The following is a 16,368-nucleotide window of genomic DNA, read 5'->3' as shown; positions in this document are numbered from 1 at the left end:
TCTCTTTTTTAACTCGTTTCTCTTTACTTTACTTCTGCATGTAAGCAAGACTTAAAGTGCACAAGCGCAAATTCATGCCCTTGTTCATTAAAAGATGCTACTGCCTTTTCATAAACAACAATGCGAAATCCTTTATTGTAAGCATCCACCGCTGTATGAAGAACACAAATATCAGTACATACACCTACAAGATGTACTTCTTCTATTCCTCTTTCTCTAAGCTTCATCTCTAAATCCGTTCCAGCAAAAGCACTATAACGTGTTTTGTCCATGTAGTATACATTTTCTTTATCCTTATGCTTTTCATATATAACTTGCAGTTCACCGTATAGATCTCGTCCCTTTGTTCCAGCTATGTTATGAGGTGGAAATAACTGCGTTTCTGGATGATACGAATCCTTTTCTTCGTGCTTATCAATCGCAAATACTACGTAATCTCCATTTTCAATATATTGCTTCGTTATATGTACAAGGTCCCTCTCAATATCTTGTCCTGGTTTCCCGCAAGTTAACGCACCTTTTTCAGCTACGAAATCATATGTATAATCAATATTTATAAGAGCTCGTTTCATTCCTTCTATCTCTCCTTCTTCTGTTTCACAATAAACAATAGAAAATAGGTTATTACGACATTATATATTTCATTCGACATTTTAAATGAAATACCTACATTTTTCTTATAGGAATTTATTCCTATACTAATTTCTCATAAAAAATAAAAACAATAATAAAACACATGATTCCCATTAATAAGTCGTGAATCTTATAATTCAACATAATCTGGACAAGTTCTTGTATAATAAACCAGCTATTGATAAAGTTATACTAAATAAAACGATACGAACTAATAGCTTCACATTACTTCCCTCTTTCCACGTGGTAGTAATGCATATTCTTTTACAATCATTCGTACTGGGAAACGAAGCAAATTATTCTCTGTGACGTACTACATGAGCCTAGTTCAATAATGTACCGACAAATCATTACAAACTAAAAAGTACACTACCGCTTTAAGTAATGTACTTTTTTTCCATATTAAGACGCTGGCTTCGTTTCAAATTTCGCTTGATTAAAGCTAATAACTTTCCCTTTCGGGTCATTATTTTCAAACTGAACTGCGGTAATTGTATGACCGCCTGTCTCAAGCATCTTTTCTTTTAATTGTGCTGTTGTCTGTGTTGTACTAGTTACTTGATGTTTATCTGCAAATATTTGATCTACAAATACAAAAGTTTCTTTATCATTTTGAAAATTAGAAAGTTCTAATTCGACTTGCTGAATTAAAGTATCCTTTTTTATGAATACAGTTGGTATATTCCCGTTTTCAGAAGTACCATCTGGTGTAATTACTTTTATTTTCCCTTCACCTATTGGTTGTGCTCCTTCAGGAAAAAGAATCACGTTCTCATCACTCGCATTTACAACTTGTTCTTCTTGATTAGACTGCGCTTCTTCTTTTCCATTTTGAGCACCACATCCTACTAATAGCAATACAGACAATCCAGCGATTATGAATTTCTTCAAAATTCATCCCCCCTGTCATTTCATTTTTATTTATTATACAAAAATAATTTCAAAACTCTAAACTTAAGTTTAACACTTCCGTGAACAAAATCAGCTTGTTCACGATTACTGTACCATATTTTCCTTTTAACAACATTATTTTTTTTCAGGAATTTAATAGAAATTCCTTCTTATTCATCATTTTAGCCCAATTCACTAAAAAAATATCCATTCAAAATAAAAAGACATTGTTATTTCAATGCCTTTTCTACATAGCTCTTAAAAAATAAATGTTGTTATCTCATCTACTTCTTTTCGAGAAAGTTTCTTCGGTTTGTCTGTTGGATACCCAAGTGAGATTACCATATTAATTTGTTTTTCAGGCTCAATTTGTAAATAGTGTCGCAGTTCATTTTGAGCTAATAATACAGGTCCTGTCATTGGACAAGTACCAAGTCCTCTCGCGTGTGCAGCCAACATTAAATTTTGTGCCGCTAAACAACTGCTTTTAATCCCTTCCTCTTCCCACACTGAATCAGGAACGAAGGCAATTGGATCAAATATCTTTTCACGAAACTTTGATTCATACGGCGTTGCTAAACATACGATTAATACTGGAGCCTCAGAGAAGGCTGTCGCATATGGTCCGAAGGAACGAGTTAATAATTTACCTGCTTTTTCTTCCCCATTTTCTGCAGCTTTTGCCGCTAACTTATGTAACGCATCCCATGTCATTTTCTCGATTTCTTTAATTTTTTCTCGATTCATAATCACTACAAATTCCCAAGTTTGTGAGTTTGTATCGCTCGGTGCATAGCGAGCACAATCAATAATTTCTTTGATATCGTCAGTAGATACTTCTTGTTCTGTATACTTCCTAACACTACGTCGTCCGTGAATCACTTCTTTAAATGCTTCATAATTCATATTATTAAATCCCCTTTTACAGCGTTTTCAAAACTTGTCCTACGCCTAAATTATATCACGAAAAAAAGCTGGAAGAATACCAGCTTTTTTCGTGATATAATACTTAATTTGTTACTTGAAAAGATGTGATACTTTCTTCATAAGCCGCCTGTAATTTCTTCGTAATCGGTCCTCTTATTCCATCCCTAAACTGTTCATCACCAATTTGAACAACAGGGAATATTTCAAGTGGTGTTGCTGTAAAAAAGCATTCATCAGCATCAAATACTTCTTGTAATGAGAATTCGTGCTCTTCTACCTCAATATGTAGTTCTTTCGCTAATGTAATGACATGGTGGCGCGTAATGCCATGTAAAATAAAATGATCAGCTGGATGCGTAATCAACTTATCATTTTTTATCATAAAGAAATTCGAATGACAACCTTCTGTTACAATTCCATCTCGAACCAATATCGCTTCTTGGTATCCTTGCCCGTTAATTTTATTCTTAATCATAATATTCGGAAGAAGATTTAAAGATTTTATATGGCAAAACTTCCAGCGAATATCCTCTTCTACAGTTACTTTTATTCCTTCGTTCATCGTAGTAGTCGGTCTTGGAAACGCTACGATATTTGCAAAATATGTTGATTTCAAATCCGGCTCATACACATGGTTTCGTGGTTGCACACCTCTCGATATTTGAAGATATACATTGCCGTCATCTCGAAATTGATTTTTTTCAATTAATTGCTCAAGTTGTTCGATTAACTCTTCCTTTGTAAAAGGTGGTTTGATTTGAATTTCCTTCATAGATTTAAAAAATCTTTCTAAATGCAAATCTAATAAATGAGGTTTCCCATTGTATAATCGGAACACTTCATATATTCCATCACCAAATTGTAATCCCCGCTCTTCTAATGAAACTATCGGCTGTTCTTCCTTCGTATTTATCATTCTCCCGTTAAACAAAATCCAATCTTCATGAGCACCTTTCATTCATTTCCACTCCTTTACTTGATTAATGATTTCATTTTACAACTTATTCATATGGAACAGAAGGAATTTTCTGTTTTTTAAAATGTAAAAAGCACATCACTCACTCATAGTGATGTGCTTCTCCTATCATTCTCTTATTTAAGAAAATATTTTTCAATATCATCTAACATAAGGTTTGCAGCCTTAATACCACCTGCTGTATTCCAAATTACTTCGTCTACCTGGAACACTTTATTATTTTTCGAAGCTTGTAACTGTTTAAAGAGTGGATCTTCTGTCCATTCTTTTGCTAATGTATTTCCTTCGTTATTTTTATCAGCATCTTTATCAGATGTAAAATAGAATAAGTAGTCTCCATCCATATTTGGGATTTGCTCTTTTGTAATTCCTTTTATTGCGAAATCGTCTTTATCTTGCAGTGGTGGTCGCTTAAATCCAATATCATTTAAAACTGCACCTGAGAATGAGTTTTTCTGATAAATACGAACGTCACCTGGTACGAAACGAATAATTGAAACTTTAGAATTCAATTTATCTCCTAACTTCTCTTTCATTCCTTCAATACGTTTTTTATAATCATCCAGAGCTTTTTGCCCTTCTTTTTCTTTATTTACCGCTTTTGTATATAACGTAAAGTTTTCTTTCCAATCTCCGCGTAATGTTTCGGCATAAACAGTTGGTGCAATTTCTTTTAGCTGCTCATATATTTTTTCATGGCGCATTTTATTCCCGATAATTAAATCTGGCTTTAGCTTCATGATAGCTTCTAAATTAATATCACGCTCAGTTCCTACAACTTTCGTATCTTTCAATTCTTTCGCTAAATGGGGATACCATTCATCCCCAGCACGTGGCTTTGTAGTTCCAACTGGTGTGATCCCTACAGCTAATAACGCTTCAGCACCTTCATTTGTTAAAACAACAACTTTTTTAGGTGTTCCGTTTACAGTTGTTTCCCCCATCGCATGCTTAATTACATATGAATCTTTTGCTTTTGCTGCTGTATCATTTTCTTTTTTCTCTTCTTTACCACACCCTGCAATCATAGCCATTACTAGCATAATACAAAGTATAAGCATACTTTTAGTTCGTTTCATATTTCCTCCCAGTTGAAAGTGATTATCATTAACATTTTAAAGGTTAATGCATATCACATACATTGTCAATATATATCAGAAAACTTTTTTAATATATATTCTTTAGATTTCTCTGCTATTCACGAAACATTTATGTTTTAAAATCTTATTTTTTCGAATTAGCATATAAGAAAGATGAATGGATATAAGAAAATGATTATTATTCCAGTAATGCTTCACATACATATAAATCTATAGTATTAAATGAATTGTAGTTCTCGCTCTGATCCTAATTTGCATCACAATATATGTATTCACCTGAAAAATTCAGCTAGATACATAAAATGCGCATCTGCTTCATCAATATAACAGATACGCATTCATATTACATAATAAAATTAATTCCTAATATTGACTATACTTAATATATGATGGATCATTATAAATCCACTGGCTCCCGCCAAGATTTAACCAACCGTTTTGATTGATATATACTAAATAGGATTCTGGTTTATTTAACTTTCGAATAACAGAAGCAGATGTTGACGGACCACTTCTTAAATTCACATTCGCCCCTTGTATATAAGCGACACCGATTGGGCTTCCATCACTATTTCCAGTCTTCACGAAATCAATATACGATGGATCATTATAAATCCATTGTCCGTTTCCTAAATCTAACCAACCATTACTTTCTTGATATACTACATAAGACTCGGGAGGGTTTAGCTGACGAATAACAGAAGCAGATGTTGATGGACCACTTCTTAAATTTACATTATTCCCACGAATATAAGCGATTCCTTTCGTTTGTGGTCCTGGATTTGGTGGCTGAGGGTTTGGTGCTGCCCCCAAAATCGCCGCGATTCCTTTTGCATATGCCTGACATAAATCTTCTATAAATTGTGGATTTTTTAGTAAATTGGCATCAAGCGTTGTATCAATAAAAGCCGTCTCTGTTAATATTGCATCCATTGTAGTCTCCCTAAGCACTGCATAATTTGCTTTTTTTGCCCCTCGATCGCGAAGGCCGTATTTTGTTAATACAGGATTGACTGCTGCATGCATTTTTTGTTGCTTTTGATATGCTGAACTACTATCAGATAACGCATTATAAATATAACTTTCAAAGCCAGTGCCGCCGCCACTATTAATGTGAAATGAGATAAAATAGTCTGCACCAAAGGAATTAGCAATATTAGCACGTTCTGATAAAGAGATAAACACATCACTATCACGTGTCATTTTAATCGTAATTGGGTAGTTTGCCGACACAATATCTCGAACACGTCTAGCAATTTGCAGTGTTAAATCTTTTTCCACTAAGCCATTGCCAACAGCTCCAGAATCATATCCACCATGCCCAGCATCTATAACAAGTTTCATATGCCTTTTCTTTCCTTTCTCTAGTATCGTAGAGCTTACATTTCTACTCGTCCTATTTTATGTAAATTGTACAGGTTCTGTTACAAGGACAAACAAAAACCCCCTTATGTAAGGCGGTTTTTGTCGTCTCGATTTAACCAATTTAAAATGAATATGTACGATTGATAGTGAATATAGCGCATACAAAACAATATAAGTAGAAGTGCTATGCCGATACCACTGTATAACAAACCAAACTTCAAAAAGATATTCAACATTGGTGGAAAGTGAGCTATATGTTGCAATAAAAACAAAGTACAAAACAGAATAAAAAACGCCGGAATATATTGCCACTCATATGGTTTTCGTTTTTTATACATTCGCTTTCGAATGTAGGTCTGGCATAGTTCTGCTATTATAAAGCAACCCCCAACTAATAAAAGACCGGAAGTCATCGTCATACATCCACCTACCTTATATTCATTTCCCCTCGCAATATAACATTCTCTCTTTAGAATTGCTTTCTATACGTTTCATTTTCCTCTATAAAGCCAAGACCTTCTATGAAAGATTGAGCTTGTTTCGTTAACCCATTTTGTAATGCCTGTACATCTTTCACATTTCTATGTTTCATCATTTCCTCAAATGTAAAATACGTATTTGTTCCATACCCATAGCCTTGATAATCAAAATGAATAATGAGATTAGATAATATAGCACTCTCTCCTTGAACGCTATAATCGATTACGCCAATATATGTATCATCAACTTTTACACAGTACCGAACTTTTTCTACGCTTAAACTATGAGAATTAAACATCTCTTTAACAACGCTTTCCGTTTCTACATTAACTTTTTCAAACACAATCATATGTTGTCCACCCTTTTACTATTATTGTATCAATTACAATCAATATTTATGAAAAAAACCTTAAGACCGAATGCGATCTTAAGGTTTTTTATTAAACTAAGCTATACGCACGCTTTGTTTCTTCGTGGAACTCATTTGTATCGTATTTATGTTCAACATAAATTTGATGCCATACCATAAATGCAAGTACAGTCCAAATTTTACGGCTATAATCGCCTTTATCCGCACAATGTGCTTCCAGTAAGTTTAATACATACTGTTTGTCGATTAAATGCTCAGTTTTACTTTCTTTAATAATATTTACAGCCCAGTCATGCATTTCATCTTTTAACCAGTGACGAATTGGTACTGGGAACCCAAGTTTTTTACGATCTAATACGTGATCTGGTACGATTCCGCGTACTGCTTCACGTAAAATTGCTTTTGTTGTTCCGTTTGCAATTTTTAGTTCTGTTGGGATTTTAGAAGCAACATCAAATACTTCTTTATCTAAGAACGGTACACGAAGTTCTAACGAATTTGCCATCGTCATTTTATCAGCTTTTAATAAAATGTCACCGCGTAACCATGTGAACATATCGATGTACTGCATTTTACTTACATCATCATAATCTTTAATTTCGTTATACAATGGCTTAGTGATATCCATATAGTTAACACTTTCATTGTAATACTTCATTAATTCGGCTTTTTCTTCTTCACGGAAGATTTTCGCGTTTCCATAGTAACGCTCTTCAATTGGCGTACATCCACGTTCTAAGAAGCTCTTTCCTTTAAATCCTTCTTTAAGTGCACCACTTAGCGCTTTTAAGACGCTTTTCCCTGGAGTAGGAATGTAAGAGAACATTTTTAAAGAATTTGGCTCACGATAAATGTTATAGCCACCAAATAGCTCGTCCGCACCTTCACCAGAAAGAACAACCGTTACATGTTTACGTGCTTCTTTTGCAACGAAGTACAATGGTACAGCAGCTGGATCAGCTAAAGGATCGTCCATATGCCAAATGATTTTTGGGAATTCGTTCATGAACTCTTTTGCTGTAATGAAGACACTATGGTTTGTAACGCCTAATTTTTCTGCCGTTTCTTTTGCAACATCCACTTCACTGAAGCCGCGGCGTTCGAAACCAACAGAGAATGTTAAAAGATTTGGATTCATTTCTCTTGCAATAGAAGCGATGATAGATGAATCGATACCACCAGATAAGAATGAACCTACTGGTACGTCACTACGCATATGCACTTTTACAGAATCATACAATACATCGCGAATCGCTTGAATGTGTTCCTCTTTCGTTGCACTTGAAGCATTGAAATAAGGTTTCCAATAGCGATGGATTTCCATTTCTTTTCCTAATTCTTTTACGAAGTAATGACCAGGCTCAATTTTGTTAATATCAGTTGTTAACGTTTCTGGCTCTGGACCGTATTGATACGTAAAGTAATGTTGTAAAGAAGTTGGATTTACTCCTTTATCTTGCATTACATGCATAATACTTTTCTTCTCAGATGCGAAGAATGTAGTATCGCCTTGTTGTGCAATGTATAAAGGTTTAATACCGAAGTGGTCACGTGCACCGAAAAGTTTCTTTTCTTCACGATCCCAAATCATAAATGCGAACATACCACGAAGATAATCTACGCATTTTTCTTTCATGTGTGCGTACAATGCAATGATAACTTCTGTATCAGATTGCGTTGCAAACGTTGCCCCTTTTTCAATTAGCATTTCACGCAATTCCACATAGTTATAAATTTCACCATTAAAAATAATTACATATCGATCATTTTCATAAGTTAGCGGCTGATGTCCTGCCTCTAAGTCAATGATACTTAAACGGCGGAAGCCAAATTGTACATGCTCATCACGAAAATATCCTTCGTCATCTGGACCACGGTGGAAAATAATCGTGTTCATATTTTCAAATTGATGTTTTTCTGTTTCTGAAAACTCTCTAGGGTTTTCACATAAACATCCTACAAAACCACACATACTTCTTACCCTCTTTCAGTTTTCATTCTGTCTCTATACTACATATATCAACCCTATTTATACTAGCATAATCAACTCAATATGGCGACCAAAAACTATAAAAAAATCACTCTGTTTCACATTTTTAACATTTTTTTATGAAAACATGAAAAATAAACGCGCACATTTCTCCACTTTTGTCATATGCTATCGCAAATTGATTTCTAGGAGGGAATACCATGAATGAAGAACAAAAAGATTCCTCTTCTCGTCCACCTGTTCGTAATTATTTAAAGCAGATTGATGATTTTTTCGAACAAACACCTCTTCGTAGTGTCATTGCTGATTTGAATCATTTTTTCCAAAAAGGAAATCGTTTATTAACATTTCCTGTAGATTTATATGAAGTCGGCGAAGAACTTGTTGTCAAAGCTGAACTCCCAGGGATTCAAAAAGAACAAATACAAATTGAAATGCAGAGTGAATACTTAAAAGTTTCTGTAACAGAAGATGTTCTTGAAGAGCCAAAAGAACATGCATCTCATAATTATTATCGCCGTGAACGTTCAATCTCAGAAGCATCTCGTATTATTAAGTTGCCATATTTAATTAACAAAAAAGCAGCGAAAGCATCTTATCAAAATGGTGTACTAGAAATTCGTGCACCGAAACTCCCTCAACAACATGACATTTTATCTATAGACTAATATACAAAAAAAAGAAGGATGCTCAGCATCCTTCTTTTATTCCACTAATCGCTTCATATCGCGTAAAATATCTTCATATGGCGTGTTACTAATTCCGTTATACTTTTTCATCACTTTGCCCTCTTGATCAACTAAGAAAAATGATGTTCCGTGAATAACTTGCCCGTTCTCTGGTTTATCTACTAGCGATTGAAAATTATCCTTTGAAAACTTTGTGATATCTTCCAATGAATAACCAGTTAACAAGTTCCAATTACTTGTATCATCTGTAAACTTTTGAATGAACGCTTTCAAGTTTTCTGGTTTATCAAGATCAGGGTCCACACTAAATGAAACGAATTGCACGTCTATTTTTTGTTCTTTCGCCATTTTCTGTAGCTTCGCCATATTAGCTGTCATTGGTGGACAAACTGTTTGACAATTCGTAAACATAAAATCAGCTACCCATACTTTCCCTTTTAAATCTTTCGTTCCAAATTGTTTTCCATCTTGATTTATGTATTGGAAAGTTTCTAAATCCCAATTCAATGGTTTACGAAGTTTTGATCCTGAGCCGCATCCTGCAAGTATAAAGAAGCAAAAAACAACTATGAGACCAATCAGCTTTTGATAACGCTTCATTTTCAAACCTCTCTTCTCTTTCCTTAAATTATAATATGTCATGTTTATCATAACAAAAGTAAACACTATGAGAAAATTGTTTATCCCATTTGTTCACTAAATCGTACGAATTTACGTATATTACTTCCTATTTTCGAGCGAATTACTAGACAAAAGCCTTATTGTTTACTAATATATTTCCCTCTAAATTATTTTTGTAATACTCATTTACAAAAAGAGTTAACTATTTTTTTACAATCTCTTAATCATTAATCTATTTTCCACACCGTTTTCCTTTACAACATTTCGGTACAATACAACTACAACGATTTTAAATGAGGTGATGTTCATGGCAAAACGCTATGAAAACATGGATAATATTAGTACGAAAAAATCGATTCGCTCCTTTTTACGCTGGCGTAAGGAACGAAAACAAAACAAAAAAGACTTTTCTTTTCTAGTGGAACAATCACCTGTTAAAAAAACTCAATTTCTACAGGACAACTCTGAAAAAACGACTGTCACATGGATTGGACATTCTACTTTTCTCATTCAAACGAACGGCTTAAATATTTTGACTGATCCAGTTTGGGCAAATAAATTAAAGTTAGTTCCAAGACTTACAGAACCAGGGCTCACAATACAAGAATTACCCAAAATTGACATTGTACTTATTTCTCATGGGCATTATGATCATTTAGATTTTGCGACACTTCGTCAACTTAGCAATGATGTTTTATATCTTGTCCCTGCTGGCTTAAAAAAGTTGTTTACACGCAAAAAAATTATGCACGTAGAAGAATATAACTGGTGGGAAAATACAACAATAAATGAAGTGGCCTTTCACTTTGTTCCTGCCCAGCACTGGACGAGAAGATCATTATTCGATATGAATACATCCCACTGGGGAGGCTGGATTATCAATAATACAACAACGACTGAAACTATATATTTCTGTGGTGATAGTGGGTATTTCCAAGGCTTTAAAGAAATAGGGCAACGTTTTTCAATTGATATTGCGTTAATGCCGATCGGAGCATATGAACCGGAGTGGTTTATGAAAGTCTCCCATGTTTCACCTGAAGAAGCAGTGCAAGCCTTTTTAGATATAAATGCTACACATTTCATTCCAATGCATTATGGTACTTTTGCGCTTGCAGATGAAACGCCGAGAGAAGCGATAACAAGGCTTCGTAATGATTGGAACTTACGTATGCTACCATGGGAACAACTTCATGTTCTATTTTTAGGGCAAACGTATACTTATCACCCTATCGCAAGTGAAAAAGAACCTAAAAACATTATAGAAACTCTTAATGTGTAACTATTTTTTCAGAAACAAATCATATACTATAGAAAACCGAAAAGGGTGTTTTCCATGAAAGAATATATACAGACACGCTATATCATCAGCGGAAGCGCCTGTATTGCCCTTCTCATTTCTTATTTTATTTATGCATAAAAAAGCTACTTGAATAAATTTTCAAGTAGCTTTTTTTTACTCTGCTAAATACATAAATCCAATTGCACCTGGTCCTGTATGAGTACTGATGATCGGAGTTGTGTAAAAAATATCTGATTGTGTAAATCCGCTAACTTTTTCAATCGCTGCTTTTACACTTTCTGCTAAAGGAATTGCTTTCGCATGCGGAATCCCAACAGCCTTTACGACTTTTCCAGCTGTATCTTGCTCGAATAATTTCGCTAATGTTTTTACAATTTGTCCTTGGCTACGTACTTTCGTTACCGGATTATATACACCGTCTTCAAGGCTTGCAATCGGTTTAATGTTTAATAAAGAACCGATAAATGCTTTTCCTTTCCCAATACGTCCACCTTTTACTAAATTCTCTAATGTATCTACGATAACATATAAGCGAGTGTTATTTCTCACTTCATCAAGGCGTTTTAAAATATCTTCTAACGAGCGTTCTTCTTTTGCCATTTTTGCAGCTTCAATTACTTGATATGCTAAAGCATGGCTAATGAATTGAGAATCAATAACTGTTACTTTTGTGTCTGTCATTGATGCGGCACTATTTGCTGTTGCAACAGTACCACTCATTCCACCTGTCATATGGATGGAGAGTACTTCACTTCCATCTTCCCCTAGCTTATCGTACATTTCTACAAATAAACCCATAGCAGGTTGTGATGTTTTTGGTAATTCTTCTGATTTCACCATTTCTTCAATAAATTCATCCGGTTGCAAATCTACTCGATCTAAGTATGTTTGTCCATTTACAGAAATAGATAATGGTAGAACGTGAATATCATATTTCTCAATCACATCTTGTGATAAATCTGCCGTTGAATCTGTTACAATTTTAATTTTTTGCATCTTTTACGTCTTCCCTTTCCAATACGCTCTCCCTGTTATTATACTAGCATTCCCAATGCTTTCAACAGTTTCGAACTGATTTTGGATAAATTTCTTTTATTTTTGTTGTTAAAAAACAGAAGGACAGAGCATAATTGCTCTGTCCTTACTTTCAATTATGCATTTTTTTCAAGGGTATTTGTTTTATACACATTCGAATAATCATTCCACTTTAAGCAACTTTGTAAATATTCACGAAAGGAATATGAGAATCTCGGATGTTTTTGTTTTTGAATTTTCGCAATAAATAGCTGAAGACGTGATTGAATTAAAAACGCTAACGGGTGCTGCGCTTGCAGGACAGGGATTTCAAAGATTTTAATACAATTCCCTGTTGAATGAGTGAAATAAAAACTTTTCATGATCACGATATCAATCCTCTTTTTTATTGGATTTATAAATTCAGTATAAACTTATAACAGTGAAAAGTTTGTCTAAATTTCGGGGATTCTATAATTTTTTTCTTCTTTATATTGTATACGATTATAGCCATAGTATAACAAATAATTAAAAAAAGCGCCTTTATAATGAGGCGCTTTTTGACTGTATTTCTTCCCGCTTTTGTTTTCGCTTCCTAACAACCTTTGATAAAGCAATACTTATCTCATAAATACAAATTAGTGGTACAGCTACTAAACTATGCGATAAAAAATCTGGTGGAGATATACACGATGCAATGATTATCAATATAACGTATGCATATCTTCTTATTTTTTGAAGAAATTCTGCCGTTAAAAGACCTATGCTCGTTAAAAACATAACAACTACAGGTAACTCAAATATAACAGCAAACGGAACTGTTAAATTTAACACGAAGTGAAAATATTTTTCCGTCGTAAACATCGTATTAAACATTTCATTACCAATCGTTGTTAAGAAATGAAACAAAAATGGCATGACGATAAAATAGCCAAAAGATAAACCTGCTATAAATAACACACATAGTACAGGTATATACATCAATGTCATCTTTTGTTCACGTGGGTGTAAACCAGGCTTCACAAATAACCAAATTTGCATCGCAGCTAACGGAATTGTACAAACTATGGCAAATACAGTTGCAATCGAGAAGAATATCCACAATACATCACTTGGACCGAGAACTGTTAATTTCATCGGTAAATCTTTTACGAGCCAAAAGTAAATATCTTTGGTGAAAACAAAACCAACTATTAAAAATATTACGAATGATAATACTGTAATGATTAATCGTTTTCGAAGTTCTACTATATGTTCTACTATACTCATTTCTCGATCTTCCATCTCGTTCACCACACTTCTTTCATCCAATACAACAAAATTTTACCGCACTGCCCTCAATAGTAATGAAAATAAAAGATTATTATGTCTAGAAAGCAGGAAAACCCATCAGATTCCTACCTCATTTTTATTTGTTTTTTTCTTTATCTTGAAATGAATCATCTGTTAATTCTCTCGTAGATTTTTTAAATTCCTTCAACGTTTCACCTAAAGAACGTCCGATTTCTGGTAATTTTTTAGGGCCAAATAAAATAAGTACAGCTACTAAAATTAAAATTAATCCTGGAAAACCGATATTTGATAACATTTTACCCATCCCCTTCATAAGTAGATTCCTTGTCCTACTATCTCATAAGTTCATTTTGTCAAAAAATTTTGTAAACGTCAATGTATCCGCTATCTTTTGTCAAAAAAATTCAAAAATATAATCAATTATACAAATATCATTTTCTATTCCTTTTGTATATGATATGGTTAAGGAAAATATATCTTATCTCATTACAAGGAAAGGGATTTACATTATGACGCAAAAAATTACAAGAATGACCCAATTTGTAAAAGAAGAGATTGCTAATGCAGTTACCCATGGTATCGGTGCCATTTTAAGCATCCCTGCCTTAATCATATTAATTATTCATGCCTCTAAACACGGTACAGCATCTGCTGTTGTTGGCTTTACCGTTTATGGTGTAAGCATGTTCCTACTATACTTATTTTCTACACTGCTACATAGTATTCATCATCCAAAGGTAGAAAAGCTATTTACCATTTTAGATCATTCCGCCATCTATTTATTAATTGCCGGCACGTATACACCATTTCTACTCGTTACACTGCGCGGACCGCTCGGTTGGACGTTACTTGCAATTATTTGGACACTTGCGATTGGTGGCATTATCTTCAAAATTTTCTTTGTCCGTCGCTTTATTAAAACATCTACATTATGTTATATCATTATGGGTTGGCTCATCATCGTTGCCATTAAACCACTATATGAAAATTTAACCGGGCACGGCTTCTCACTACTCTTAATAGGCGGCATTTTATATTCTGTCGGAGCGATATTCTTCCTTTGGGAAAAACTTCCGTTCAACCATGCCATTTGGCATCTCTTCGTCTTAGGAGGTAGTACAATGATGTTTTTCTGCGTACTATTTTACGTCTTACCCGCAGCATAAAAAAGTTTCAGCTTGTCTAAGCTGAAACTTTTTTATTACTTATGTAATTGAGATGCAATAACATTTTGTGTATGCTGTGTTAACTCTTTAATATCCATACTTGCATATTCTTCAGGTGTAATCGGTTTTGAAATTGTAATCGTTGCATGAGCTGGCTTCATACGATTTCCATTTGCCTCAAAGATCTTATATGTACCATCTATCGTTACTGGTAAGATAGCTACGCCAGATTTTACAGCAAGATGAAAACTCCCTGCTTTAAATTCACCTATTTCGCCGCCCTTACTTCTTGTTCCCTCTGGAAAGATTACGATAGAATGACCGTTCTTTAATAGTTCGATTCCATCTTTAATCGCTTTAAGAGATTGACGACGATCACTACGGTCCATAAACACACAATTCATCAATTCCATCCAAGTTGGTACAACCGGAAACTTTTTAATTTCCGCTTTTGAAACAAAACCAATTGGTTTATTTAAGTAACCGAGTAAAACTGGGATATCCATATTACTTTGATGATTACTTACAACAAGTACTGGCTGATCTTCCGGAACATTTTCAAGTCCATTCACTTCTACAGTTGAACCTGCTACACGAACCATCTTCTTACCAAACCAGTTTGTTGTTTTATAAACAAGACGATCTTTTTCTGTTGGCGACATTGTATTCGCTTTTCTTTTAATGCGCCCTAATCTTGGTGTAATCGCAATTACGATTAATATTAAATAAAAGATTTTAAAAAACGTTTGAATCATACAGAACCCCCACCTATTATCATTCCGACCTTCATTATACTAGACAAACGAAGGAAAAAGAAGAAAAAATGTCCAAACGATAAGTGTTTGGACATTTTAGAGTTTTCTATATTAGAAACGTTTTGCTAATTCACGTGCGTTTGCAATTGCTGCTTCTTTAATTTCTTGTGCTTTTTCAGGATTTGCATTCATTCCTTCAACTGCGATGTACTCAGTATCTGCTACACCCATAAATCCTAATACTGCTTTTAAGTGGTTACGGCCGAAGTCCATAGCTGCGTATGCCCCCTCAGAATAAATACCACCTGTAGCTTGAATGTGAAGTGCTTTTTTACCTTCTAGTAAACCAACTGGACCATTTTCAGTATATTTAAATGTTTTACCTGCAATTGATAAGTTATCTAAGTATGCTTTTACTACTGGTGGGTAGCTAAAGTTCCACATTGGTGTAACGAATACGTAACGATCTGCATTCATAAATGTTTCTAAATTTGTGTTCATTGCTGCAATTTTTTGTTGTTGACTTTCACTTAAAGCTTCAAAGCCTTCACCTGCTGCAAATTTGCCCCAAGCCGCAAATACTTCTGCATCGATTGCTGGTACAGTTGTATTGAATAAATCAACTGTTACAACTTCGTCTTGTGGACGTTCGTTTTTATAAGCTTCGATGAACGCTTCCCCTACTGCCATACCGAAAGAACCTTCTGCTGAATTTGGATTTGCTGTAATAAATAGTACTTTTGTCATTGTATTATCTCCCTTTATGTATTTTATCTTCAAACCAAGACTTATTTC

At 34.3% G+C, this 16,368-nt stretch carries 19 protein-coding genes; 3 read left to right on the top strand and 16 right to left on the bottom strand.

All coding sequences use genetic code 11. The annotated features are described in order from the left end of the window. Window positions 1–23: 23 nt before the first annotated feature. From DJ93_RS23685 to asnB, 9 genes are all read right to left on the bottom strand, one after another. Window positions 24–572, bottom strand: a complete 549-nt coding sequence (locus DJ93_RS23685) for a cysteine hydrolase family protein (protein WP_042983539.1) — start codon at window positions 570–572, stop codon at window positions 24–26. Window positions 573–1,035: 463 nt separating this feature from the next. Then, window positions 1,036–1,524 carry a putative periplasmic lipoprotein gene (locus DJ93_RS23680; protein ID WP_042983537.1) on the bottom strand — a complete coding sequence of 163 codons (489 nt, stop codon included), beginning with the start codon at window positions 1,522–1,524 and terminating at the stop codon, window positions 1,036–1,038. Between the two features lie 258 nt (window positions 1,525–1,782). Continuing rightward, a complete protein-coding gene (locus DJ93_RS23675) occupies window positions 1,783–2,430 on the bottom strand; it encodes a nitroreductase family protein (RefSeq protein WP_042983536.1) in 648 nt (215 codons plus the stop codon). 103 nt (window positions 2,431–2,533) lie between these two features. Further along, entirely contained in the window at window positions 2,534–3,409 is an 876-nt protein-coding gene (gene dat, locus DJ93_RS23670) for a D-amino-acid transaminase (RefSeq protein WP_042983535.1), read from the bottom strand. Between the two features lie 134 nt (window positions 3,410–3,543). After that, the gene (locus DJ93_RS23665) at window positions 3,544–4,506 is read right to left on the bottom strand and encodes an ABC transporter substrate-binding protein (protein WP_042983534.1); all 963 of its coding nucleotides are present in this window, start codon (window positions 4,504–4,506) and stop codon (window positions 3,544–3,546) included. Between the two features lie 384 nt (window positions 4,507–4,890). Continuing rightward, window positions 4,891–5,871: an N-acetylmuramoyl-L-alanine amidase gene (locus DJ93_RS23660; protein WP_042983533.1), complete on the bottom strand. Its 981-nt coding sequence runs from the start codon at window positions 5,869–5,871 to the stop codon at window positions 4,891–4,893. Between the two features lie 104 nt (window positions 5,872–5,975). Continuing rightward, the gene (locus DJ93_RS33945) at window positions 5,976–6,311 is read right to left on the bottom strand and encodes a hypothetical protein (RefSeq protein WP_080743579.1); all 336 of its coding nucleotides are present in this window, start codon (window positions 6,309–6,311) and stop codon (window positions 5,976–5,978) included. Window positions 6,312–6,361: 50 nt separating this feature from the next. Beyond that, the gene (locus DJ93_RS23650) at window positions 6,362–6,721 is read right to left on the bottom strand and encodes a GNAT family N-acetyltransferase (RefSeq protein ID WP_042983530.1); all 360 of its coding nucleotides are present in this window, start codon (window positions 6,719–6,721) and stop codon (window positions 6,362–6,364) included. 91 nt (window positions 6,722–6,812) lie between these two features. Then, the gene (asnB, locus tag DJ93_RS23645; RefSeq protein WP_042983529.1) at window positions 6,813–8,714 is read right to left on the bottom strand and encodes an asparagine synthase (glutamine-hydrolyzing); all 1,902 of its coding nucleotides are present in this window, start codon (window positions 8,712–8,714) and stop codon (window positions 6,813–6,815) included. 218 nt (window positions 8,715–8,932) lie between these two features. Between asnB and DJ93_RS23640 the strand changes: the two genes are divergently transcribed. Continuing rightward, a complete protein-coding gene (locus DJ93_RS23640; RefSeq protein WP_042983528.1) occupies window positions 8,933–9,400 on the top strand; it encodes an Hsp20/alpha crystallin family protein in 468 nt (155 codons plus the stop codon). 36 nt (window positions 9,401–9,436) lie between these two features. Here DJ93_RS23640 and DJ93_RS23635 read toward each other — a convergent pair whose 3' ends face one another. Beyond that, window positions 9,437–10,021, bottom strand: a complete 585-nt coding sequence (locus DJ93_RS23635) for an SCO family protein (RefSeq protein ID WP_042983527.1) — start codon at window positions 10,019–10,021, stop codon at window positions 9,437–9,439. A gap of 328 nt (window positions 10,022–10,349) precedes the next feature. On the opposite strand from DJ93_RS23635, the gene DJ93_RS23630 reads away from it, so the two are divergent. Further along, window positions 10,350–11,324 (top strand): MBL fold metallo-hydrolase, encoded by a 975-nt coding sequence (locus tag DJ93_RS23630; RefSeq protein WP_042983526.1) that lies wholly within the window; start codon window positions 10,350–10,352, stop codon window positions 11,322–11,324. A 174-nt stretch (window positions 11,325–11,498) separates the two neighbouring features. Here the strand turns inward: DJ93_RS23630 and DJ93_RS23625 are convergent, their stop codons facing one another. The 4 genes from DJ93_RS23625 to DJ93_RS23610 all read right to left on the bottom strand — a co-directional run bounded on the left by DJ93_RS23625 (window position 11,499) and on the right by DJ93_RS23610 (window position 13,947). Next, window positions 11,499–12,341 carry a DegV family protein gene (locus DJ93_RS23625; RefSeq protein ID WP_042983525.1) on the bottom strand — a complete coding sequence of 281 codons (843 nt, stop codon included), beginning with the start codon at window positions 12,339–12,341 and terminating at the stop codon, window positions 11,499–11,501. A 155-nt stretch (window positions 12,342–12,496) separates the two neighbouring features. Continuing rightward, a complete protein-coding gene (locus DJ93_RS23620; RefSeq protein WP_042983524.1) occupies window positions 12,497–12,748 on the bottom strand; it encodes a DUF2535 family protein in 252 nt (83 codons plus the stop codon). A 154-nt stretch (window positions 12,749–12,902) separates the two neighbouring features. Continuing rightward, window positions 12,903–13,643: a twin-arginine translocase subunit TatC gene (gene tatC, locus DJ93_RS23615; RefSeq protein ID WP_042984333.1), complete on the bottom strand. Its 741-nt coding sequence runs from the start codon at window positions 13,641–13,643 to the stop codon at window positions 12,903–12,905. 124 nt (window positions 13,644–13,767) lie between these two features. Next, the gene (locus tag DJ93_RS23610; RefSeq protein ID WP_042983523.1) at window positions 13,768–13,947 is read right to left on the bottom strand and encodes a twin-arginine translocase TatA/TatE family subunit; all 180 of its coding nucleotides are present in this window, start codon (window positions 13,945–13,947) and stop codon (window positions 13,768–13,770) included. A gap of 214 nt (window positions 13,948–14,161) precedes the next feature. Here DJ93_RS23610 and trhA point away from each other — a divergent pair, with 214 nt between their 5' ends. After that, on the top strand, window positions 14,162–14,818 hold the full coding sequence (gene trhA, locus DJ93_RS23605; protein ID WP_042983522.1) for a PAQR family membrane homeostasis protein TrhA: 657 nt from the start codon (window positions 14,162–14,164) through the stop codon (window positions 14,816–14,818). A 35-nt stretch (window positions 14,819–14,853) separates the two neighbouring features. On the opposite strand, the gene DJ93_RS23600 is transcribed toward trhA, so the two are convergent. Next, on the bottom strand, window positions 14,854–15,573 hold the full coding sequence (locus DJ93_RS23600; RefSeq protein WP_042983521.1) for a lysophospholipid acyltransferase family protein: 720 nt from the start codon (window positions 15,571–15,573) through the stop codon (window positions 14,854–14,856). A gap of 111 nt (window positions 15,574–15,684) precedes the next feature. Continuing rightward, entirely contained in the window at window positions 15,685–16,320 is a 636-nt protein-coding gene (locus DJ93_RS23595; RefSeq protein WP_042983520.1) for an FMN-dependent NADH-azoreductase, read from the bottom strand. Between the last annotated feature and the right edge of the window lie 48 nt (window positions 16,321–16,368).

This window comes from Bacillus clarus (assembly GCF_000746925.1).
In the GTDB taxonomy this organism is placed as follows: Bacteria; Bacillota; Bacilli; order Bacillales; family Bacillaceae_G; genus Bacillus_A; species Bacillus_A clarus.
This window is presented reverse-complemented; position numbering and strand designations above follow the sequence as displayed.